The organism is Cupriavidus sp. USMAA2-4, from assembly GCF_001854305.1.
Classification (GTDB): domain Bacteria; phylum Pseudomonadota; class Gammaproteobacteria; order Burkholderiales; family Burkholderiaceae; genus Cupriavidus; species Cupriavidus malaysiensis.
In genome coordinates, this window is the sequence record NZ_CP017748.1 from 1,904,329 (window position 1) to 1,924,219 (window position 19,891).

Here is a 19,891-nt window from a genome sequence, read left to right on the forward strand (position 1 = left end):
GCCTCCATTCTAAGCCAGTCGCCGTCGCAGAGGCGGCAAAGCCGCTCAGGATGCCTGCTGGATACCGGCCAGCAGCCAGCCGCCGCTGCCGGTGGTCGGCTTGGCGAGGTTCCAGACTTCGGTGAACGGCTGGGCCGGATCGCCCGCGCGCTCGCGGATCATGCCGGCGAACTCGACGCTGGCAATGTGCTGCGTGTCCGTCGATTCGATGCCCAGCATGCGCGCCTCGAGCGTGACGACGTCGGTTTTGTTCGACTCGCCGCCGCGCTCGCTCAGGTCCATCTTGATCTCGGCGAACATTTCCGGCGTGGTGAACTCGCGGATGTCATCGAGGTTGCCGGCATCCCAGGCCGCCTGCAGGCGGACGAAGTGCACCTTGGCGTTACGCAGGAAGGCCTCGGTGTCGAAGTCCGCCGGCACGCCCCAGGGCTGGCCGGCCGAGACCGCGTTGGCTGCGGTGGTCGCAGCGGCTGCCGTGGCAGCCGCCGCCGGTGCAGCTACGGAAGCCGGCGACGGGGCCGCTTCCTGCTGGCGCAGCGTGGGCTCGCCACCGAAGCTGCCCGCCGGGCCGCCCGCGCCGGCGTAGGCCGGCTGCTGACGGCTGGCGCCGCCACGGAACTTGCGGATCAGCCAGATCACGACGAAGGCGGCCAGCGCGATCAGGATCAGGTTGGACAGGAAGCTCAGCGCCGCGCCGCCGAGGCCGAAGTGCGACAACAGCCAGCCGATGCCCAGGCCCGCGGCGATGCCGCCCAGGATGCCGCCCCAGTTGCGCTTGGGCTTGGCTGCGGCGGCGGCTGCGGCGGCAGCGCCGGCCGTGGCCGGTGCCGCCTGCTGGCCGGGCTGCTGCGCCGGTTGCTGGGCCGGCGGCGTCTGCTGGGCCGGAGCCTGCTGCTGGCGCTGCGTCACATTGGAAGACTGCTTACCCACGCTGCGCGAGCCGCCCAGACGCTTGGCTTCCGCGTCGAACGTGGTGCTGAATGCCAGCACGGCAACCAACGACCCCGCCAGGAATTTCCCGTAAAGCGACGACTTCTTCATTTATCCCCCAATATATTCGCGCATCGCGAGCAAAAAGTGATAGATCAGTACTTTCGCCCGACGTGGAGCGCCACGACTCCTGCCGTCAGATTGAAGTATTCGACCTTCTCCAGGCCCGCTTGTTCCATTAAACGTACAAGTGAATCCTGGTCTGGATGCATTCTGATCGATTCAGCCAGGTAGCGATAGCTGGGGGCATCCCCGGCGATGCGTTCGCCCAGCCAGGGGAGCACCTTGAACGAATAGACATCGTAGACCTTCTCCAGCGGCTTCCATACCTTGGAGAACTCCAGCACCATGACCTTGCCGCCCGGCTTGACCACGCGGCGCATCTCGGCCAGCGCGGCATCCTTGTGCGTCATGTTGCGCAGGCCGAAGGCCACCGTGACCACGTCGAAATAGTTGTCCGGGAAAGGAATGCGCTCGGCGTCGCACAGGCAGACCGGCGTCATCACGCCCTTGTCGAGCAGGCGGTCACGGCCGACGCGCAGCATCGATTCATTGATGTCGGTCAGCCAGACCTCGCCGGCGGGACCGGCCTGGCGGGCAAAGGCCCGCGCCAGGTCGCCGGTGCCGCCGGCAATGTCCAGCACCTTGTACCCGGGCCGCACCGCGGCCTGGGCGATGGTGAACGTCTTCCACAGCCGGTGCAGCCCACCCGACATCAAGTCGTTCATCACGTCGTACTTGCTGGCCACCGAGTGGAAGACGCCGGCCACCTTGCCGGCCTTCTCGGCCTCGTCGACCTTCTCGAACCCGAAGTGGGTCTCGCTCATATATCTGACTCCAGGGGAATGCGGATGCGGCTCAGTGGTGGTGGCCGCAGGCGTGGCCGGCAGCCGCCGGCATCGGGGTGTCGCGATCGGCGCCGGCCGCGGCCAGGCGATCCAGGTAGGCCAGCCACAGCGATTCCTGCTGGTCGCCCAGGCGGTACAGCAGCTCCCAGGAATAGATGCCGGTATCGTGGCCGTCGCTGAAGCGGATCAGCACCGCGTAGTTGCCCACCGGCTCCACCGCGTCGATGCCGACCTCGCGCTTGCCGGTCTGCAGCACTTCCTGTCCGGGACCATGCCCCTGCACCTCCGCCGAGGGCGAGTAGACGCGCAGCAGCTCGAACGGCAGGCGGAAGGCGCGGCCGTTGTCGAAACCGATCTCCAGCACGCGGGACTGGGTGTGGACGGTCAGCGCCGTGGGATGGGGAGTGTCTTTCTCTAGGCCTGCCATGATGATTGGCGCGGGCGCCCGGCGGGCCGCGGCGAGCCGGCAGGCTCACGGCGGCGCGGGCCTCACGCTTCGTGTACGACCCGATAGCTTACCGCAGGCGCCAGGCCTTGCCCATCCACACCGTCGGCCGGCAGGTAGCGCAGGCGCTTGTCATGGAAGCGCGCCACCGTGCTCCGGTGCGCCACGCTGATGATGGCCGAGCGCGGCAGCGCTCCCACCACCAGCTCGTACATGGCGGCCTCGGTGTCCTCGTCCAGCGCGCTGGTGGCCTCGTCCAGCACGAGGAAGTCGGGCTTCTGCAGCAGCGCACGGGCGAAGGCGAGGCGCTGCTGCTCACCCGGCGACAAGCGCAGCGACCAGTTGTCGAGCACGTCGAGCTGGCCGGTGAGCTGGCCCAGCCGGGTCTCGCGCAGTACCTGCTGCAGCCGTTCGCTGCTGTGCGCGGTGCCCGCGTCCGGATAAGCGAGCGCGTCGGCCAGCGTGCCGATCGGCAGGTAGCTGCGCTGCGGCAGGAACAGCATGCGGGCGGCGCGCGGCAGCTCCACCGTGCCGCTGCCATAGGGCCAGATGCCCGCCAGCGCGCGTACCAGCACGCTCTTGCCGCAGCCGGAAGGACCGTTGACCAGCCAGCGCTCGCCCGGCGCAATGGTCAGCGAGAACGGCGCCACCAGCGCTGCCTGGGCGCTGGAACTGCGGCGCGGCGTCGGCAGCGCCAGGGCCAGGGCGTCGAGCCGGATGCTGGCGTCGTCGGTGGAAACCACCTCGATATCGCGCACGCCGGTATGTTCCTGGTCCTGCCGCTCGGCGATGCGGATGGCCTCCTGGAAGTCGATCAGGCGGTTGGCCGCTGCCTTCCAGCCCACCAGCGTGGAATAGCTGTCGACGAACCACGACAGCGCGCCCTGCACCTGGCCGAAGGCCGAACTCATCTGCATCAGCCCGCCCAGCGTCATCTTGCCGGCGAAGTAGCGCGGCGCGGCCACGATCAGCGGAAAGATGATGGCGAACTGGCTATAGCCGGAATTGACGAAGGTCAGGCGCCGTGTGTAGCGCATCAGCTGGTTCCAGTTGGCGCGGATGCGGCCGAAGCGCGCCCCCAGTCCGGCCTTTTCCGTCGGCTCGCCGCGGTAGAGCGCGACCGGCTCGCTGTTCTCGCGCAGGCGCACCAGGGTGAAACGGAAATCCGCCTCGTACTGCTCCTGCTGGAAGCTCAGGCCGATCAGCGGCCGGCCCACCAGGTGGGCGACCAGCGAACCGATCACCGCGTAGCCGACCGCGAACCAGACCATGTAGCCGGGAATCACGATCTCGCCGCCGCCGAGCGCGAAGCTGATCGGACCCGACACGCTCCACAGGATGCCGACGAAGGAGACCAGGGTGACCACCGAGTTGAGCAGCCCCAGCGACAGCGTCAGCGCGCCGTCGGTGAAGGAGCGCAGGTCATCGGCGATACGCTGGTCGGGGTTGTCGGTGGCGTGGGTCTGCTCGATGCGGTAGTAGGCCTGGTGCCCGAGCCAGTGATCCATGAAGCGGCCGGTCATCCAGGTACGCCAGCGCATCTGCAGCATCATCGTGTAGTACTGGCGCGAGATGGCGGCAACGATGAAGAAGGCGGCGATCCAGGAGAAACGGATCAGCAGCGTCTTGAAGGCGGCGTAGTCGTGCTGCTCCAGCGCGTTGTAGAAGACGCGGTTCCACTCGTTGAGCAGCACGTTGATGTAGACGATGCCCAGGTTGAGCGCGACCACGAAGGCCAGCAGGCCCAGCCCGGCCTTGCGGTCTTCCGATTTCCAGTAGGGCTTGATCAGCGCCCAGGTGGCAGCCAGCCGCAGCCGGCTCTGGATCTCGAGGGCACGGACAGGAACGGCCGGACCCGGCACGGTAACGGAGGTCGGTGTAGACATAAGACCTTTCGCGAACGCGGGCCGGCATGGTGGCACGGGCCGCGTATGGTGGGAACAGAAAGCGGGACGCTGTTAGAAGCCGGGAAGGCGGGCCAGGTTCCGCACCCCTCCCTTCAACGCCGGAAACCGCCTGGACGTGCACAAGGGTGCGCTCGGACGGCCGCGCAACGCGCGCTCAGCGCAGGTCCTGCAGCGGCGCCAGCGCGGTGCGCAGCGCCGGCAACAGCTTGCCGAGGCCCGCCAGCCGGGCCGCATCGGCCTCACGCTGGGCGTTGCCCCATACCGGCTCGGGGAAGTGCGTGTCCCAGCGGTAGCGCGGAATGACGTGCCAGTGCAGGTGCGGGACCATATTGCCGAAGGCCGCCAGGTTGATCTTGTCCGGCGCCATCACCTCGCGCAGCGTCTGCTCCACCGCGGCCACCAGCCGCATCAGCCAGGCCTGGTCATCGGGCGACAGGTCGCTCAGCTCGGCGACATGGTCGTTCCAGACGATGCGGCAGAAGCCGGGAAAGCGCTCATGCTCGACCAGGATCAGGCGCGCACGCGCGCCGCGCCAGAGGAGTTCGCCGCCATCGGTGTCGCAGAGGGGGCAGTTCGGGACTGAGGTCATCGGACGGGGACTGTTGATCGAGGTCGGCAGGCGTGGGTGCGGATGCACCGACACCCATCGCCAAGCATAGTGTCTGGGCTCCCTCTCCCCTCATGGGGAGAGGGCGGGGGAGAGGGGTGGTCCAGCAAGGCGCCACGCATAACGAAGCCTTCGGTGTTATCCAGCGCGCCGAGGCCCGAACAAAGCCCACGGTGTGGTCGAGCACGTCGCGATCTGCCGGCGCCCGCCCTCTCCCCCTGCCCCTCTCCCGCAAGCGGGAGAGGGGAGCCAACCAAGGGTGCTGGCTATGCCTTACACCAGCACCCGCTCGATACCGCCGGCGTTGGCCTTCTCCACATACTCCGGCATCCAGTTCTCGCCCAGCAGGTGGCGCGCCATCTCGACCACGATGTAGTCGGCCTGCACCGTGGCGTCTTCGTTGTAGCGCGACAGGCCCTGCAGGCAGGACGGGCAGCTGGTGAGGATCTTGACGTCGCCGTCGAAGCCGTCGCCGCGCAGCTTGTCCGCGCCCTTGCGCATTTCCTCTTCCTTGCGGAAGCGGATCTGCGTCGACACGTCCGGACGGGTCACTGCCAGCGTGCCCGACTCGCCGCAGCAGCGCTCGTTCTTCTCTATCTTGCCCGCCGCGCCGTTGCCGCCGACCAGTTCGTTGACCAGCTTGGTCGGATCCATGGTCTTGATCGGCGTGTGGCAGGGATCGTGGTACATGTAGCGCGTACCGGTCACGCCCTCGAGCTTGACCCCCTTCTCCAGCAGGTACTCGTGGATGTCGATGATGCGGCAGCCCGGGAAGATCTTCTCGAATTCATAGCCGGCAAGCTGGTCGTAGCAGGTGCCGCAGCTGACCACCACCGTCTTGATGTCGAGGTAGTTCAGCGTGTTGGCCACGCGGTGGAACAGCACGCGGTTGTCGGTGACGATCTTCTCGGCCTTGTCGAACTGGCCGGCGCCGCGCTGCGGATAGCCGCAGCACAGGTAGCCCGGCGGCAGCACGGTCTGCACGCCGACATGCCACAGCATGGCCTGGGTGGCCAGGCCGACCTGCGAGAACAGCCGCTCCGAGCCGCAGCCCGGGAAGTAGAACACCGCCTCGGTCTCGGGCGAAGTCCGCTTCGGGTCGCGGATGATCGGCACGATCTCGTTGTCCTCGATGTCGAGCAGCGCGCGCGCCGTCTTCTTGGGCAGGTTGCCCGGCATCTTCTTGTTGACGAAGTGGATCACCTGCTCGCGCACCGGCGGGCGGCCCACCGAAGCGGGCGGATGGGCGGTCTGCTTCTTCGCCAGCGTCTTGAGCACATCGTTGCCCAGGCGCTGCGCCTTGTAGCCCCAGTCGATCATCGCCTTGCGGGCCAGGTTGATCGTCTGCGGGTTGGTGGCATTGAGGAAGAACATCGACGCGGCAGTGCCGGCGTTGAACTTCTTCTGCCCCATCTTGCGCAGCAGGTTGCGCATATTCATCGACACGTCGCCGAAGTCGATCTTCACCGGGCAGGGCGTCACGCACTTGTGGCAGACCGTGCAGTGGTCGGCCACGTCGGAGAACTCGTCCCAGTGCTTGATCGACACGCCGCGGCGGGTCTGCTCCTCGTACAGGAAGGCCTCGACCAGCAGCGAGGTGGCCAGGATCTTGTTGCGCGGGCTGTACAGAAGGTTGGCGCGCGGCACGTGGGTGGCGCACACCGGCTTGCACTTGCCGCAGCGCAGGCAGTCCTTGACGCTGTCGGCGATGGCGCCGATGTCGCTCTGCTGCATGATCAGCGATTCGTGGCCCATCAGGCCGAACGACGGCGTGTAGGCGTTGCGCAGGTCGGCGCCGGGCAGCAGCTTGCCCTTGTTGAAGCGGCCCTGCGGGTCGATGCGCTGCTTGTAGGCGCGGAAGTCGCCGATCTCGTCCTCGGTGAGGAACTCCAGCTTGGTGATGCCGATGCCGTGCTCGCCCGAAATCACGCCATCCAGCGAACGCGCCAGCGTCATGATGCGGGCCACCGCGCGGTGGGCGTCCTGCAGCATGTCGTAGTCGTCCGAGTTGACGGGGATGTTGGTGTGCACGTTGCCGTCGCCGGCGTGCATGTGCAGCGCCACGAAGACGCGGCCGCGCAGCACCTGCTTGTGGATCTTCTGCGCCTCGTCGAGGATGGGCTTGAACTCGCCGCCGCTGAAGATCTTGCGCAGTTCGGCGCGCACCTCGTTCTTCCAGGACACACGGATGGTGCGGTCCTGCAGCAGGTGGAACACGGTGGCGTCCGGCTGCTGCGCCAGGCGCGCCTCGAAGGCCTGGCCGAGCAGGCCCAGGCCGTGGCCGATCAGCGATGCCTTGGCCGCGGCCAGCGGCATGTCGAGGCTGTCCTGCAGGAAGCGCCAGCGCGCGCGGATCTCGCGCAGCAGTTGCAGCGCGTGCTGGACGCGGTCTTCCAGCAGTTCGGCGCTGGGGATCTCGTTGGCGTCGTCGCTGCGGCCCAGCGGCAGGTTGCCGCGCGCGAAGAAGCCTTCCAGCGCGTCGACCAGCACCAGCTTGTTCTTGATCGACAGCTCGATATTGATGCGCTCGATGCCGTCGGTGTACTCGCCCATGCGCGGCAGCGGGATCACCACGTCTTCGTTGATCTTGAAGGCGTTGGTGTGGCGTGCGATGGCGGCGGTGCGCGAACGGTCGAGCCAGAACTTCTTGCGCGCCTCGGGGCTGACCGCGACGAAACCCTCGCCGCTCTTGCCGTTGGCCATGCGGATGACTTCCGAGGTGGCGCGCGCTACGGCGTCTTCATCGTCGCCGACGATGTCGCCGATCAGCACCATCTTGGGGAAGGCATTGCGCTTGCTCTTGGTGGCATAGCCGACCGCGCGCAGGTAGCGCTCGTCCAGGTGCTCCAGGCCGGCCAGGATGGCGCCGCCGGGCGTCTTCGACTCGATGTCGAGGAAGTCCTTGATCTCGACGATGCTCGGAATGGCATCGCGCGCCTGGCCGAAGAACTCGAGGCACACGGTACGCATGTGCTTCGGCATCCGGTGCAGGATCCAGCGCGCGCTGGTGATGATGCCGTCGCAGCCTTCCTTCTGGATGCCCGGCAGGCCGGCCAGGAACTTGTCGGTGACGTCCTTGCCCAGGCCTTCCTTGCGGAACTTGCGGCCTTCGATGGACAGGGTCTCGGTGCGCAGCAGCTTTTCGCCCGGCGCCCGGCTGCCGTCGAACCACTTCAGTTCGAAGTCGGCCACCGGCACGTCGTGGATCTTGCCCAGGTTGTGGTTCAGGCGGGTGATCTCGAGCCAGTTCCCCTCGGCATCGACCATGCGCCACCAGGCCAGGTTGTCCAGCGCGGTGCCCCACAGCACGGCCTTCTTGCCGCCCGCGTTCATCGCCACGTTGCCGCCGATGCAGGACGCATCGATCGAGGTCGGGTCGACCGCGAACACCAGCCCGGCCTTGTCGGCCGCGTCCGCCACGCGGCGCGTGACCACGCCGGCGCCGGAGAAGATGGTGGCCACCTTGCCCGCCACGCCCGGCAGGTCGGTGTCTTCGACCGGACCGAGCTGCTCCAGCTTCTCGGTGTTGATCACCGCGCTCATCGGCGTCAGCGGCACGGCGCCGCCGGTGTAGCCGGTGCCGCCTCCGCGCGGGATGATGGTCAGGCCCAGCTCGAAGCAGCCCTTGACCAGGCCGGCGATCTCTTCCTCGGTGTCGGGCGTCAGCACGACGAAGGGATACTCCACGCGCCAGTCGGTGGCATCGGTCACGTGCGAGACGCGCGACAGGCCGTCGAACTTGATGTTGTCCTTCTGCGTGACCCGGCCCAGCACGCGCTGGGCGCGCTTGCGCAGATCATAGGCGTGGGCGAACTCCTGCTTGAAGTCCTCGATGGCCTGCTTGGCGAAGGCGACCAGCTGCTCGACCCGGTGCGAGCGGCCCTCGGCCGCAGGCTCGGCATGCTCGGCGCGGTCGGCGGCGCGGCGCTTCTCCACTTCGCCGAGGCGATGGTGCAGCGCGCCCACCAGCATCTCGCGGCGCTTGGGATTCTCCAGCAGGTCGTCCTGCAGGTAGGGATTGCGGCGCACCACCCAGATATCACCCAGCACCTCGTACAGCATGCGCGCGGAACGCCCGGTGCGGCGCTCGCCGCGCAACTCGTCCAGGATGCGCCAGGCTTCCTCGCCGAGCAGGCGGATCACGATCTCGCGGTCCGAGAACGAGGTGTAGTTGTAGGGGATTTCGCGCAGGCGCGGCGGGGCGTCCTGCGCAGCGAGCTTGGCGTCGAGCACGAGTGGGGCGTTCATGGGGGACCGCTTCCTGCAGCGCACGGGGACGGTGCGCAAGTCGTCTTTAAACGGGAATTGTACTGCAAGGGCTGGAATCGCTGCGCCGCAGCATGACAAGACCCTTGAAGCGTGGGGAACTTTTCTCCCGAAGTGCTCTACTGGCCGGAAGCCAGGGGAAATCCGGGAATGGAAAACCGGGAATGGCTAGAAGAGTTGCTTCAGGAACACCCCCATCTGATGCCAGAACCCGTCGGGAATCCATAGCAGCGCGCTGGTCATGGCCAGGTAGCGCAGGAACTTGCCGATGGCCATATAGGCCACACTGGGCCAGAAGCGCAGCCGGAGCCACCCCGCCAATGTGCATAAAGGATCACCAATGGCCGGTAGCCAGGACAGCAGCAGCGCCGGCGGCCCCAGCCGGCGCATCCAGCGGAAATAGCGTTCATCCAGGGCCGGCTTGCGCGGCCGCCTCTCATGGGCGCGACGCTGGGCGCGTTCCTGTTCGTGCAGCCGCGCCTGGCGATGCTTGCGGTAGCGTACCAGCGCCAGCTTGGCGGCATAACCCATCCACCAGTCGATCGCGCCGCCGATGGTATTGCCGATCGCGGCCACGATCACCGCCGGCCAGAACATGTGCGGGTTCAGCTTGATATAGCCGAACACGGCCGGCTCCGAACCCAGCGGCAGCAGCGTGGCCGACACCAGGCTGACCAGGAAGATGGCCGGCAGCCCCACCTTGGGCAGGGCGACGATGCCGAACAGCCAGTCGAGGAATCCTTCCATGGAACGTATGGCCGGTAGCGGGCACGGTTGGGGGCGACATTCTATCAGTGCCCCACCTCCGGCCCTGCCCGCATGGCGGCCTCGCGCGATTTGTGATTAACTGTTAGAGCCTGTCGCGGCCGATCCTTCGCCGGCCGCCCGGGCCGCCGCGCCACCGCCCGCCAAGGCCCGCCCCGGGCTCGGCGGCAGCGCCGGCGGCACCACCATCACGAAATAGCCGTACCGACAAACGGCAGTACCGCGCAGTGGCCAGTCCCGCGCCGTCGCTTTCGGGATCCGGGTCCTGTCCATGCGCGTCCACCCACATGGAGACAAGCATGGCAATTCCGATCCGCCTGACGGTCAACGGCAGGTCCGTCGACGCCCAGGTCGAACCCAACACCCTACTGGTCCAGTTCCTGCGCGAGCAGCTGCGGCTGACCGGCACCCACGTCGGCTGCGACACCGCCCAGTGCGGCGCCTGCACCGTCCACCTGGACGGGCGTGCGGTGAAGGCGTGCAACATCCTGGCGGCGCAGGCGGACGGATCCACGGTCACCACCATCGAGGGCCTGGCCGGCAGCAACGGCGAGCTGCATCCGATGCAGGCGGCCTTCCGCGAGTGCCACGGCCTGCAGTGCGGCTTCTGCACGCCCGGCATGGTCATGAGCGCCACCGCGCTGGTACAGGAACAGCCCGATGCCGGCGCGGACGCGATCCGCGCCCATCTCGAAGGCAACCTGTGCCGCTGTACCGGCTATCACAATATCGTGCGTGCAGTGCAGCAGGGCCAGGCCGCCATGCGCGGTGCCGGCGCCGCCGCCAGCGCCGAATGAGCGCGAGGAGGACGCCATGAACGCACCCGACAACAAGCGCCTGGTGGGCGCCGCGGTCAAGCGCAAGGAAGACTACCGCTTCCTGACCGGCAATGGCCAGTACACCGACGACGTCTCGCTGCCGCAGCAGAGTTACGGCTACTTCCTGCGCTCGCCGCACGCGCACGCGCGCATCCGCTCGATCGACACCACCGAGGCCAAGGCCTCGCCCGGCGTGATCGCCGTGCTGACCGGCGCCGACGTGGCGGCCGACAAGATCGGCGGCCTGCCCTGCGGCTGGCTGATCCACAGCATCGACGGCAGCCCCATGAAGGAGCCGCCGCATCCGGTGATCGCCCATGACAAGGTGCGCCACGTGGGCGACCAGGTCGCGCTGGTGGTGGCCGAGACGCTGCAGCAGGCCAAGGACGCGGCCGAGAAGATCGAGGTCGACTACGACGAACTGCCGGCCGTGGTCAACACTGCCCAGGCTGCCGCCAGCCGGACGCTGGTGCACGACGACGTGCCCGCCAACACCTGCTACACCTGGGGCCACGGCGACCGCGCGGCCACCGACGCCGCCTTCGCCCGCGCCGCGCACGTGACCACGCTGGAGATCGTCAACAACCGGCTGATCCCCAACGCCATCGAGCCGCGCGCGGTCAACGCCAGCTACCACCGCCAGGACGACAGCTACACGGTCTACGTGGCCAACCAGAACCCGCACGTCGAGCGCCTGCTGATGGCGGCCTTCGTGATGGGGCTGCCCGAGTCGCGGCTGCGCATCATCGCTCCGGACGTGGGCGGCGGCTTCGGCTCGAAGATCTTCCTCTACGCGGAAGACGTGGCGCTCACCTGGGCCGCGAAGAAAGTCGGCCGCCCGATCAAGTGGACCGCCGAACGCTCCGAGTCCTTCCTCTCGGACGCGCACGGCCGCGACCACGTGACGCGCGCCGAGCTGGCGCTCGACGCCGACGGCAGGTTCCTGGCGATGCGCGTGCACACGGTGGCCAATATGGGCGCCTACCTGAGCACCTTCGCCTCCAGCGTGCCGACCATCCTTTATGCCACGCTGCTGGCCGGCCAGTACGCCACGCCGGCCATCTACGCCGAGGTGCAGGCGGTCTTCACCAACACCGCCCCGGTCGATGCCTATCGCGGCGCCGGCCGCCCCGAGGCCACCTACGTGGTGGAGCGCCTGGTCGAAGCCGCGGCGCACGAATTGAAGGTCGACCCCGCCGAGCTGCGCCGCAAGAACTTCATCCGCCAGTTCCCCTACGCCACCCCGGTGGGCCTGACCTACGACACCGGCGACTACGAGCCCTGCCTGGCGCGCGCGCAGGAACTGGCCGACGTCAAGGGCTTCCCGGCACGGCGCGACGAAGCGAAGCAGCGCGGACGGCTGCGCGGCCTCGGCTACTCCTGCTACATCGAGGCCTGCGGGCTGGCGCCCTCCAACATCGCCGGCGCGCTGGGCGCACGCGCGGGCCTGTTCGAGGTGGGCGAGATCCGCGTCGACCCGACCGGCACCGTGACCGTCTTCACCGGCAGCCACAGCCACGGCCAGGGCCACGAGACCACCTTCGCCCAGGTGGTGGCCGACCGGCTCGGCATCGCGCTGGAAGCGGTCGAAGTGGTGCACGGCGACACCGGCCGCGTGCCCTTCGGCATGGGCACCTACGGCTCGCGCTCGCTGGCCGTGGGCGGCTCGGCCATCATGAAGGCGCTCGACAAGATCGAAGCCAAGGCCAAGAAGATCGCGGCCCACCTGCTGGAAGCCTCGGACGCCGACATCGAGTTCAAGGACGGCGTGTTCCGCGTGGCCGGCACCGATCGCAGCAAGACCTGGGGCGAGGTGGCGCTGACCGCCTACGTGCCGCACAACTACCCGCTCGACAAGCTCGAGCCCGGCCTGAACGAGAACGCCTTCTACGACCCGACCAACTTCACCTATCCATCGGGCGCCTACGTCTGCGAGGTGGAAGTCGACCCGGACACCGGCGAGTCGTGGGTGGTCAAGTTCACCGCGGTGGATGACTTCGGCAACGTCATCAACCCGATGATCGTCGAAGGCCAGGTGCACGGCGGCATCGGCCAGGGCCTCGGCCAGGCCATGCTGGAGCGCTGCGTCTATGACGACGAAAGCGGCCAGCTGCTGACCGGCTCCTACATGGACTACGCCATGCCGCGCGCCGGCGACCTGCCCGACTTCACCGTGGAGACCGCCAAGGGCACGCCCTGCACGCACAATCCGCTGGGCGTCAAGGGCTGCGGCGAGGCCGGCGCGATCGGCTCGCCGCCGGCCTTCATCAATGCCCTGGTCGATGCGCTGTCGCCGCTGGGCGTGCACGACATCCAGATGCCCGCCACGCCGCACCGCGTCTGGCAGGCCATCCAGGCCGCCAAGGCTCCCTGACCCCGACGCACGAGGATCCGACATGTACGCATTCCAATTCGAACGTGCCGCGGACACCCAGGCCGCGGTGGCGAAGCTCAAGGCCGATCCCGACGCCAAGTACCTCGGCGGCGGGCAGAGCCTGCTGGCGGCGATGAAGCTGCGCCTGGCCGCGCCCTCGGCGCTGGTCGACGTGACGCGCATTCCCGGCCTGGCCGGGGTCGGCGCGGAGAACGGCGCGCTGGTGATCGGCGCGGCCACGCGCCATGCCGACGTGGCCGCCGACGCCGAGGTGCGGCGCCGCATCCCGGCGCTGGCCGCGCTCGCCGGCGGCATCGGCGACCGCCAGGTGCGCGCCATGGGCACGCTGGGCGGCTCGCTCGCCAACAACGACCCTGCCGCGTGCTACCCGGCCGCGGTGCTGGCGCTGGGGGCCACGGTGACAACCGACCGCCGCCAGATCGGCGCCGACGACTTCTTCCGGGGCCTGTACGAGACCGCGCTGGAGCCGGACGAGCTGATCCTGTCGGTGCGCTTCCCGGTGCCCGAGCAGGCGGCCTACGTCAAGTTCCGCAACCCCGCCTCGCGCTTCGCCCTGGTCGGCGTGATGGTGGCGCGCAGCGGCAACGCCGTGCGCGTGGCCGTGACCGGGGCGGCCGACTGCGTGTTCCGCTGCCAGCCGCTGGAGCAGGCGCTGTCCGCCAGCTTCACGCCGGCGGCGGCACGCGCGGTCACGCTGGATCCGGCGGGCCTGAACGGCGACCTGCATGCCTCGCCGGAGTACCGGGCCCACCTGATCCCGGTGCTGGCGGCGCGGGCGGTGGAGGCGGCGACGCGGGGTTAGTGGCGCCTGCCTGCTGACTTCTCCGCCGCGGGCTTCCCGCTTCCGCCGGGCGTGGGAGGATCGGAGCCCCGAGCCAGCGCGCTTCGGGCCTTGCCGCATAGAAACCGCCTGCCCGCGCCTCCGGCCCCTCTCCCGCCTGCGGGAGAGGGGAGCTCACCGGCGGTCATTGCCAACGTGCCGCCAAGCCGACCTGACGCATCCATGCTTCCCGCTTCCATCGACCAGACCCTCGCCCTGCTCGAAGCCCAGCAGTATTTCGCCGACCGCGAGACGGCGACCGTGCTCTACCTGGCCCTGCGCATGCAGCGCCCGCTGTTCCTGGAGGGCGAGCCCGGCGTCGGCAAGACCGCGCTGGCCCAGGCCATTGCCGCCACGCTCGGCACGCGCCTGCTGCGGCTGCAGTGCTACGAAGGCCTCGATGCCTCCAGTGCCCTGTACGAGTGGGACTACCCGCGCCAGATCATGGCGCTGCGGCTGGCCGAGGCACGCGGCGAGCGGCCCGAGGCGCAGTCGCTCTATCACGACGACTTCCTGCTCAAGCGCCCGCTGCTGGAGGCGTTGCTGCCCGATCCCGCGGCGCCGGGTGTGCCGCGCGTGCTGCTGATCGACGAGATCGACCGCGCCGACGAGCCGTTCGAGGCCTTCCTGCTCGAAGTGCTGTCCGAATACCAGGTGTCGATCCCCGAGATCGGCACCCTCCGCGCCGAGCGGCCACCGCTGATCCTGGTCACCTCGAACCGCACGCGCGAGGTGCACGACGCGCTCAAGCGCCGCTGCCTGTACCAGTGGATGGGCTACCCGTCGCGCGAGCGCGAACTGCAGATCGTGGCGGCGCGCGCGCCCGAGGCCGCCACCGCGCTGCAGCACCGGGTGGTCAGCGTGATCCACCGGCTGCGCACCCTCGACCTGTACAAGGCGCCGGGCATCGCCGAGGCCATCGACTGGGCCCGTGCGCTGGCCGCGCTCGGCACCGCCGAGCTCGACCCGCAGTCGGTGCGCGATACGCTCGGCGTGCTGCTGAAGTACCAGGACGACCTGGCGCGCGTGGACGGCCCCACCATCGCCGAACTGCTGGCCGCGCCCGAGCCGGCCCGCTGACGCCATGGCACGCCCGCATGCCGCCCCCGGCCAGCGCCACGGTCCGCCGATGCTGGCGCGCAACGTCACCCATTTCATGCGCCTGCTGCGCGAGGCTGGCTTCCCGCTGTCGCCCGCGCACGCCGCCGACGCCCTGCAGGCGCTGCAACTGGTCGACATCGGCAGGCGCGACGAGGTACGCGCCGCGCTGGCGGCGCTGGTGCTATCGGGGCCGGACCAGCGTCCGCTGTTCGATGCCGCCTTCGACCTGTTCTGGCGCGACCCCGACTGGGAAGGCAAGTTGCGCGCGTTGCTGCTGCCGCGCGTCGACGCGGGCGCGCCGCCGCCGCGACGCAGCAACCGCCTGGCCGACGCGCTGGCGGCGCAGGTGCCGCCCGGCCTGCGCGCCCCGCCGGAGCCCGGACAGGCCGAGCGCTTCAGCGCGCCGCTCACCTTCTCCGATCAGGAACGCCTGGCCCAGCGCGACTTCGAGACCCTGAGCGCCGAAGAGTGGCGTGCCCTGCGCCACCTGGTGCGGGCGCGCCGCACCCGCCTCGCCATGCAGCACACCCGCCGCCTGCGCACCGCGGCCAGCGGCTGCCGGGCCGACGTGCGCGCCAGCGCGCGCCTGGCGGTGCGCCAGCAGGGCGAATGGATGCGCTGGAAGTTCCGCCGCCGCGTGGAGCGCCGCCCGCCGCTGGTGCTGCTGCTCGACATCTCGGGCTCGATGAGCCAGTACTCGCGCGCGGTGCTCTACTTCTGCCACGCCCTGATGCAGTCGCGCGAGCGCCTCTCGGTCTTCCTGTTCGGCACGCGCCTGACCAATATCACGCGCTCCCTGCGCGAACGCGATCCGGACGAGGCGGTCGAGGCCATCTCCAACCACGTGCGCGACTGGGCCGGCGGCACCCGCATCGGTGCCGCGCTGGCCAGCTTCAACCGCGAATGGGCGCGCCGCGTACTGGCCGGCCGCGCCACCGTGCTGCTGGTCACGGACGGCCTCGACCACGAGCACATCGACCTGCTCGACAGCGAGATGGCGCGCCTGCGCCGCTTCGCCCACCGCATCATCTGGCTCAACCCGCTGCTGCGCTTCGCCGGCTTCACGCCGCGCGCGCGCGGGGTGCAGGCCATCCTGCCCCACGTCGACGCGCTGCGCTCGGCCCACAACCTGGACAGCCTGTTCGCGCTCGAGGCGCTGCTCACCGACGATGCCGGCCGCGCGGCCGTCCCGCACCCACCTGCCGCGCACGCGGCGCCGACGCACCAGGAGGAACCCCGACCATGGAAATGAACCAGACCCAGCGCCTGCCGGTGCCCAAGCAAGTGGCCTGGGAAGCACTGAACGACACCGCCCTGCTCAAGCAGTGCATCCCGGGCTGCGAGAGCATCGAACCCGATGGCGACAACGCCTACCTGCTGGCGCTGACCGCGGCGATCGGCCCGGTCAAGGCACGCTTCAAGGGCCGCATGGCCCTGCAGGACATCCAGGCGCCCGACAGTTACACTATCCAGTTCGACGGACAGGGCGGCGCGGCCGGCTTCGGCAAGGGCTCCGCCCACGTCAGGCTCGATGCCGAAGGCGAGGAAACGCTGCTGAGCTATACGGTCAACGCGCAGGTGGGCGGCAAGATCGCGCAGATCGGCTCGCGCCTGGTCGATGCCGCCGCGCGCAAGATGGCCGACAGTTTCTTCACCCGCTTCACCGAAGCGCTCGGCGGCGGCGCGCAGGAAGCCGCCGCGCAGGAAGGCGAAGGCAGCGGCCAGGACAAGAACCAGGACGGCAGCCAGGACAGCAGCCAGGGCGGCGGCGGACAGTCAGACGAACCCAAGCGGAAACGATCATGGACAGCGTGGATCTCGAAGTCCTGAAGAGCAGCGTGCGCTGGATGGCCGAGGGCCACCGCGCGCTGCTGGTGACGGTGGTCAGAACCTGGGGCTCCTCGCCCCGCCCCGAAGGCGCCATGCTGGCCGTGCGCGACGACGGCCTGGTGGTCGGCTCCGTCTCCGGCGGCTGCATCGAGGACGACATCATCGACCGCGTGCGCCGCGAAGGCATTCCCGCCAGCGACCACGCCCGCCCGGAGGCCGTCAAGTACGGCATCAGCGCCGAGGAGGCCCACCGCTTCGGCCTGCCCTGCGGCGGCACCATCGAACTCGTCTGCGAGCCCCTCGCCCCCGCACGCGCCGACGCCAGCGCCCTGCCCGCCCTGCTGCACGCGGTCGAGAACGGCCGCCTGGTGGCGCGCAGCCTCGACATGGCCAGCGGCGACGCGGCCCTCGGCCCGGCCCTGGCCACCGACGGCCTCGCCTTCGACGGCAAGACCCTGCTGACCATCCACGGGCCGCGCTACCGCATGCTCGTCATCGGCGCCGGGCAGCTCTCCAAGTACCTGTGCCAGATCGCCGTCGGCCTCGGCTTCCAGGTCACCGTGTGCGACCCGCGCGAAGAGTACACCGAGACCTGGGACATCCCCGGCATCACGATGGTGCGCACCATGCCCGACGACACCGTCACCGAGATGCAGCTCGATGAACGCTGCGCGGTGATCGCCCTGACCCACGATCCCAAGCTCGACGACCTCGCCCTGATGGAGGCGCTGCGCACCCCGGCTTTCTACGTCGGCGCGCTCGGCTCACGCCGCAACAACCAGGCGCGCCGCGAACGGCTCAAGGAGTTCGACCTCAGCGAGCTCCAGCTCGCCCGCCTGCACGGCCCGGTCGGCATCTACATCGGCAGCCGCACGCCGCCCGAGATCGCCATCTCGATCCTGGCCGAGGTGGTCGCCGCCAAGAACCACGTCTCCCTGCCCGACATCCTGCAGGTCGAGGGCGCCAAGGCCGCGCGCGAGCTGGCGGCCGGTGCCGCCAGTACCTGCGGCACGGCGCCATGAACGGCGCGCCGGACGGCACCGACCTGCCCACCGGCATCCTGCTGGCGGCCGGCTTCGGCCGGCGCTTCGATCCCGCCGGCGCGCGCGACAAGCTGCTGGAAACGCTGCCCGGCGGCCGCACCACGGTCGCCTGGCGCAGCGCGCGCACGCTGGCGGTGGCCTTGCCGGGTGCGCTCGCCGTGGTGCGCCCGGGCAGCGAGGCGCTGGCGCAGGAGCTGCGCCGCGCCGGCTGCCGCGTGCTGGAAGCGCCCGAGGCGCGGGCCGGCATGGGCGCCGCGCTGCGCGCCGCCGTGGCGGCGACCCCGCAGGCGCGCGGCTGGGTAGTGGCACTGGCCGACATGCCCTGGCTCAGCCTCGAACTGGTGCGCGCGGTCGCGCTGTCCATCACCACGCCGGACACCATCGCCGCGCCGTGGCGCGACGGCCGGCGCGGACACCCGGTCGGCTTCGGCCCCCATTGGCGCGAGGCCCTGCTGCAACTCGACGGCGACGAAGGCGCGCGCGCGCTGCTCAAGACCCAGCCGGTGACGCGCATCCTGACCGGGGACGACGGCGCCTTCCGCGACGTGGATACGCCCGCCGACCTGCGCTGAGCGCACGCAGCCACGCGCCCTGGCGGCGGTCCGCGCCCACCCGGTCAGCCGCAGTCGGACTCGGCCAACGTGCGCAGGAACTCCCCGCTCCACCAGTGCACGTCCTGCGCGCGGATGCGCTCGAGCAGCTTGCCGTGGCGCGCCTGGCGCTCGGCCAGCGGCATGTGCAGCGCCTGCTGGACCGCCTGCGCGGTGGCGCGCGTGTCGTAGGGATTGACCAGCAGCGCTTCTTTCATCTGTTCGGCGGCACCGGCGAAGCGCGACAGCACCAGCACGCCGGGATCGGCCGGGTCCTGCGCGGCCACGTACTCCTTGGCCACCAGGTTCATGCCGTCGCGCAGCGGCGTGACCAGGGCCACGCGGCTGGCGCGGCACAGGCCCGGCAGGCGCCGGCGCGAAGTGGTGCGATGGATGTAGCGCACCGGCATCCAGTCCAGTTCTCCATAGCGGCCGTTGATGGCACCGGTAATGCCCTCCATTTCGCGACGCAGGTCCGCATAGGCGTCCACGCTCTCGCGCGAGGGCGCGGCGATCTGCACCAGCGTAGCGCTCATGCGATTCTCCGGATACTCCGCCAGCAGGATCTGGAAGGCCTTGAGCCGCTGCGGCAGGCCTTTCGAGTAGTCGAGCCGGTCGATCCCCAGCAGCAGCCGCCGGCGCGCATACTGCGCCATCATCATCTCGTAGGTTTCGCGCGCTTCCGGGCCGCGGCCGAGCTCGGCGAACTCGTCGACATCGATGCCGATGGGGAAGGCCTGCGCACGCACGGTACGGTGGAAGGCCCGGTAGCGATGCTCGCCCATCGGCTCGGCGCGGGCCTCGGACTGGACGTAGCGTCCGAAGTGCTCGAGGTCGGCATGGCTCTGGAAGCCGACCAGGTCGTAGGCGAACAGCGCCCGCATCAGCCACTCGTGCTGCGGAATGGCAGCCAGGATCAAGGGCGGCGGCAGCGGTATGTGCAGGAAGAAGCCGATGCGCTGGCTGCAGCCGATCGCGCGCAGCTCGGCCGCCAGCGGGATCAGGTGGTAGTCGTGGATCCAGATCTCGTCGTCGGGCTCCAGCAGCGGCGCCAGCTTGCGCGCGAACAGCTGGTTCACGCGCCGGTAGATGTTCAGGTTCTGGCCGGCGTCGAAGTCCGCGAGGTCCAGCCGATAGTGGAACACCGGCCACAACACGCCGTTGCTGTAGCCCAGATAGTAGCCATCATGATCCTCCCGGCACAGGTCCACCGTGGCCAGCGTGACATTGCCGGCCTGCTGCTGGTGCAGTTCGCCCTCGCCGGGCGTGCCGCCCTGCGCGGTCTCCACCACCTTGCCGCTCCAGCCGAACCAGAGCCCGCCCGTCACCTTCAGCGCCTCGCCCAGCGCGACGGCCAGGCCGCCGGCCGACGCGTTGCGCGGATCGGCGACGCGGTTCGATACCGCCACCAGTCTACCCATCGTCTTCCTTGTCGTCGTTCACTCCAGTCGCCGAGCGTGCCCGCG

General features: G+C 69.4%; 16 protein-coding genes. 8 read left to right on the top strand and 8 right to left on the bottom strand.

The window, feature by feature from the left end:
- Positions 1-45: 45 nt before the first annotated feature.
- The 7 genes from BKK79_RS08320 to BKK79_RS08350 form a co-directional block, all read right to left on the bottom strand.
- Complete coding sequence (locus tag BKK79_RS08320) at positions 46-1,041, bottom strand: Tim44 domain-containing protein (RefSeq protein WP_198173317.1); 996 nt, start codon at positions 1,039-1,041, stop codon at positions 46-48.
- A gap of 44 nt (positions 1,042-1,085) precedes the next feature.
- The gene (gene ubiE / locus BKK79_RS08325; protein ID WP_071010971.1) at positions 1,086-1,817 is read right to left on the bottom strand and encodes a bifunctional demethylmenaquinone methyltransferase/2-methoxy-6-polyprenyl-1,4-benzoquinol methylase UbiE; all 732 of its coding nucleotides are present in this window, start codon (positions 1,815-1,817) and stop codon (positions 1,086-1,088) included.
- Positions 1,818-1,848: 31 nt separating this feature from the next.
- Positions 1,849-2,265 (bottom strand): gamma-butyrobetaine hydroxylase-like domain-containing protein, encoded by a 417-nt coding sequence (locus BKK79_RS08330; protein WP_071010969.1) that lies wholly within the window; start codon positions 2,263-2,265, stop codon positions 1,849-1,851.
- Between the two features lie 62 nt (positions 2,266-2,327).
- Positions 2,328-4,169, bottom strand: coding sequence for an ABC transporter ATP-binding protein/permease (locus BKK79_RS08335; protein WP_071010967.1), 1,842 nt, complete (start codon positions 4,167-4,169; stop codon positions 2,328-2,330).
- 175 nt (positions 4,170-4,344) lie between these two features.
- Positions 4,345-4,779, bottom strand: a complete 435-nt coding sequence (locus BKK79_RS08340) for an HIT family protein (RefSeq protein WP_071037523.1) — start codon at positions 4,777-4,779, stop codon at positions 4,345-4,347.
- A gap of 291 nt (positions 4,780-5,070) precedes the next feature.
- Positions 5,071-9,045 (bottom strand): DUF3683 domain-containing protein, encoded by a 3,975-nt coding sequence (locus BKK79_RS08345; protein ID WP_071037524.1) that lies wholly within the window; start codon positions 9,043-9,045, stop codon positions 5,071-5,073.
- A 186-nt stretch (positions 9,046-9,231) separates the two neighbouring features.
- Entirely contained in the window at positions 9,232-9,810 is a 579-nt protein-coding gene (locus BKK79_RS08350) for a YqaA family protein (RefSeq protein WP_071037525.1), read from the bottom strand.
- Between the two features lie 317 nt (positions 9,811-10,127).
- Between BKK79_RS08350 and BKK79_RS08355 the strand changes: the two genes are divergently transcribed.
- From BKK79_RS08355 to BKK79_RS08390, 8 genes are all read left to right on the top strand, one after another.
- Positions 10,128-10,625 carry a (2Fe-2S)-binding protein gene (locus BKK79_RS08355; protein WP_071010961.1) on the top strand — a complete coding sequence of 166 codons (498 nt, stop codon included), beginning with the start codon at positions 10,128-10,130 and terminating at the stop codon, positions 10,623-10,625.
- A gap of 16 nt (positions 10,626-10,641) precedes the next feature.
- Positions 10,642-13,020, top strand: coding sequence for a xanthine dehydrogenase family protein molybdopterin-binding subunit (locus BKK79_RS08360; RefSeq protein ID WP_071016053.1), 2,379 nt, complete (start codon positions 10,642-10,644; stop codon positions 13,018-13,020).
- Between the two features lie 22 nt (positions 13,021-13,042).
- Positions 13,043-13,843: an FAD binding domain-containing protein gene (locus tag BKK79_RS08365; RefSeq protein ID WP_071010959.1), complete on the top strand. Its 801-nt coding sequence runs from the start codon at positions 13,043-13,045 to the stop codon at positions 13,841-13,843.
- Positions 13,844-14,044: 201 nt separating this feature from the next.
- Entirely contained in the window at positions 14,045-14,941 is an 897-nt protein-coding gene (locus tag BKK79_RS08370; protein ID WP_071037526.1) for an AAA family ATPase, read from the top strand.
- Positions 14,942-14,945: 4 nt separating this feature from the next.
- Positions 14,946-16,214 carry a vWA domain-containing protein gene (locus BKK79_RS08375; RefSeq protein ID WP_071037527.1) on the top strand — a complete coding sequence of 423 codons (1,269 nt, stop codon included), beginning with the start codon at positions 14,946-14,948 and terminating at the stop codon, positions 16,212-16,214.
- A complete protein-coding gene (locus BKK79_RS08380) occupies positions 16,205-16,792 on the top strand; it encodes a CoxG family protein (RefSeq protein ID WP_071010955.1) in 588 nt (195 codons plus the stop codon). Before BKK79_RS08375 ends, BKK79_RS08380 begins: the two co-directional genes overlap by 10 nt.
- On the top strand, positions 16,765-17,814 hold the full coding sequence (locus BKK79_RS08385) for an XdhC family protein (RefSeq protein ID WP_071010954.1): 1,050 nt from the start codon (positions 16,765-16,767) through the stop codon (positions 17,812-17,814). The genes BKK79_RS08380 and BKK79_RS08385 overlap by 28 nt, the downstream gene beginning before the upstream one ends.
- Positions 17,811-18,407, top strand: coding sequence for a nucleotidyltransferase family protein (locus tag BKK79_RS08390; RefSeq protein WP_071037528.1), 597 nt, complete (start codon positions 17,811-17,813; stop codon positions 18,405-18,407). Before BKK79_RS08385 ends, BKK79_RS08390 begins: the two co-directional genes overlap by 4 nt.
- Positions 18,408-18,451: 44 nt before the next feature.
- On the opposite strand, the gene BKK79_RS08395 is transcribed toward BKK79_RS08390, so the two are convergent.
- Entirely contained in the window at positions 18,452-19,846 is a 1,395-nt protein-coding gene (locus BKK79_RS08395; protein ID WP_071010952.1) for an alpha,alpha-trehalose-phosphate synthase (UDP-forming), read from the bottom strand.
- Positions 19,847-19,891: the final 45 nt, after the last annotated feature.

Coding starts and splice junctions, on each gene's coding strand:
- BKK79_RS08340 (WP_071037523.1), bottom strand. CDS start 4,779: ATGACCTCAGTCCCGAACTGCCCCCTCTGCGACACCGATGGCGGCGAA.
- ubiE (WP_071010971.1), bottom strand. CDS start 1,817: ATGAGCGAGACCCACTTCGGGTTCGAGAAGGTCGACGAGGCCGAGAAG.
- BKK79_RS08385 (WP_071010954.1), top strand. CDS start 16,765: ATGGACAGCGTGGATCTCGAAGTCCTGAAGAGCAGCGTGCGCTGGATG.
- BKK79_RS08395 (WP_071010952.1), bottom strand. CDS start 19,846: ATGGGTAGACTGGTGGCGGTATCGAACCGCGTCGCCGATCCGCGCAAC.
- BKK79_RS08350 (WP_071037525.1), bottom strand. CDS start 9,810: ATGGAAGGATTCCTCGACTGGCTGTTCGGCATCGTCGCCCTGCCCAAG.
- BKK79_RS08355 (WP_071010961.1), top strand. CDS start 10,128: ATGGCAATTCCGATCCGCCTGACGGTCAACGGCAGGTCCGTCGACGCC.
- BKK79_RS08335 (WP_071010967.1), bottom strand. CDS start 4,169: ATGTCTACACCGACCTCCGTTACCGTGCCGGGTCCGGCCGTTCCTGTC.
- BKK79_RS08375 (WP_071037527.1), top strand. CDS start 14,946: ATGGCACGCCCGCATGCCGCCCCCGGCCAGCGCCACGGTCCGCCGATG.
- BKK79_RS08390 (WP_071037528.1), top strand. CDS start 17,811: ATGAACGGCGCGCCGGACGGCACCGACCTGCCCACCGGCATCCTGCTG.
- BKK79_RS08330 (WP_071010969.1), bottom strand. CDS start 2,265: ATGGCAGGCCTAGAGAAAGACACTCCCCATCCCACGGCGCTGACCGTC.
- BKK79_RS08365 (WP_071010959.1), top strand. CDS start 13,043: ATGTACGCATTCCAATTCGAACGTGCCGCGGACACCCAGGCCGCGGTG.
- BKK79_RS08320 (WP_198173317.1), bottom strand. CDS start 1,041: ATGAAGAAGTCGTCGCTTTACGGGAAATTCCTGGCGGGGTCGTTGGTT.
- BKK79_RS08370 (WP_071037526.1), top strand. CDS start 14,045: ATGCTTCCCGCTTCCATCGACCAGACCCTCGCCCTGCTCGAAGCCCAG.
- BKK79_RS08380 (WP_071010955.1), top strand. CDS start 16,205: ATGGAAATGAACCAGACCCAGCGCCTGCCGGTGCCCAAGCAAGTGGCC.
- BKK79_RS08345 (WP_071037524.1), bottom strand. CDS start 9,045: ATGAACGCCCCACTCGTGCTCGACGCCAAGCTCGCTGCGCAGGACGCC.
- BKK79_RS08360 (WP_071016053.1), top strand. CDS start 10,642: ATGAACGCACCCGACAACAAGCGCCTGGTGGGCGCCGCGGTCAAGCGC.